2 protein-coding genes and 2 pseudogenes are annotated in these 1,439 nt (G+C 37.4%); 3 read left to right on the forward strand and 1 reads right to left on the reverse strand.

The features are described from left to right. From AC1DJR_RS29595 to AC1DJR_RS29605, 3 genes and pseudogenes are all read left to right on the forward strand, one after another. Positions 1–67 (forward strand): annotated as a pseudogene (locus tag AC1DJR_RS29595) (metallothiol transferase FosB); the annotation flags it as partial. Between the two features lie 13 nt (positions 68–80). Further along, positions 81–626, forward strand: a complete 546-nt coding sequence (locus tag AC1DJR_RS29600; RefSeq protein ID WP_477004217.1) for a short-chain dehydrogenase — start codon at positions 81–83, stop codon at positions 624–626. 13 nt (positions 627–639) lie between these two features. After that, on the forward strand, positions 640–1,251 hold the full coding sequence (locus AC1DJR_RS29605) for a phosphoserine phosphatase 1 (RefSeq protein WP_477004218.1): 612 nt from the start codon (positions 640–642) through the stop codon (positions 1,249–1,251). A 46-nt stretch (positions 1,252–1,297) separates the two neighbouring features. Here the strand turns inward: AC1DJR_RS29605 and AC1DJR_RS29610 are convergent. Then, positions 1,298–1,439, reverse strand: a pseudogene (locus AC1DJR_RS29610) (spore coat protein G); the annotation flags it as partial.

Genomic DNA, 1,439 nt, shown 5'->3' on the forward strand with positions numbered 1-1,439 from the left:
TTCAGGGACACTGCAAGACCGTCTAAATTATTATAGGGAAGAAAAACCTCATATGACATTTTACTAGGGAGGAAGAGTATTTGCATGCACTTGTAATTGGTGGAACAGGAATGTTAAAGAAAGTTTCTATGTGGCTTTGTGATCAAGGATTTCGTGTGTCTGTTATTGGACGAGATGAAGTGAAATTAGAAAATGTTATGCAAGCTAGTTCCGCACCAGAAAATATTACATGTCTTCCTTTAGATTATCATAATAATGAAGATATAAAGCTAGCTATTAAAAGTACAATTCAGAGAAATGGCCCAATTACATTAGTTGTTGCATGGATACACTCAAGTGCGAAGGATGCGTTATCACTCATTTGTAATGAGGTTGAATTGTCATCGGAAAAGTATAGTTTATTTCATATATTAGGTAGTAGTGCATCGCGTACGAAGTCACAAAAAATAGGTGGGACATTATGTAGTTATTATAGAATTATATTAGGGTTTATTTTAGAAGATACATATGCAAGATGGCTTACTCATGAAGAGATTGCTGACGGAGTTATAAAAGGAATTGAAAGTAAATGCACAGAATGGATTGTAGGGAGAGTAGAGCCGTGGGAATCGCGGCCAAAATGGTAAGGGGGCATGTGAAATGAAGACAACGGTATATGTAACAAGGCACGGTGAGACAGCATGGAATGTAGCAGGGCGGATGCAAGGACGGAAAAATTCAGCATTAACAGAGAATGGTATGATACAAGCGAAACAATTAGGGGAGCGTATGAAGGATTTACCACTCCATGCCATATATAGTAGTCCAAGCGAAAGAACGCTTCATACTGCTGAATTGATTAAAGGGGAACGCGATCTTCCAATTATAGAAGATGAACGTTTCTATGAAATAAACATGGGGATATGGGAAGGGCAAACAATTGCTGACTTGGAAATGCAATATCCAGAAGAAGTACATTTATTTTGGAATGAACCACATCTTTTTCAGTCAACATCAGGGGAAAACTTTGCGGCCGTTCATAAAAGAGTAATTGAAGGGATACAMTTTCTTTTAGAAAAGCATAAAGGRGAAAATATTTTAATWGTYWCTCATGCTGCAGCAGCGAAATTACTYGTAGGGCATTTTGCRGGTKTTGAAATTGAACATGTATGGGAAGAGCCATTTATGCATAGCGCGAGTCTTAGTGTGATTGAATTTGATGAAAACCGTGGTAAAGTAAAACAATTTGCAGATATAAGTCATTTTCAGTAAACGTAAAAAAGGTCGCAAAGCGACCTTTTTTGGTGGACATAAAAAACTAGCAATTACGTTTTTTATACCAGAAGTGATCGAATTTCTTATTTTTGCAAGATGGGAATTTATGTCCGCCTTTGCAATCATTCCATTTGTGCCCGTCATCGTGACAGTCTTTACCATGATCACAATCATCATCGCAAGAG

This window comes from Bacillus sp. 05T31 (assembly GCF_056396725.1).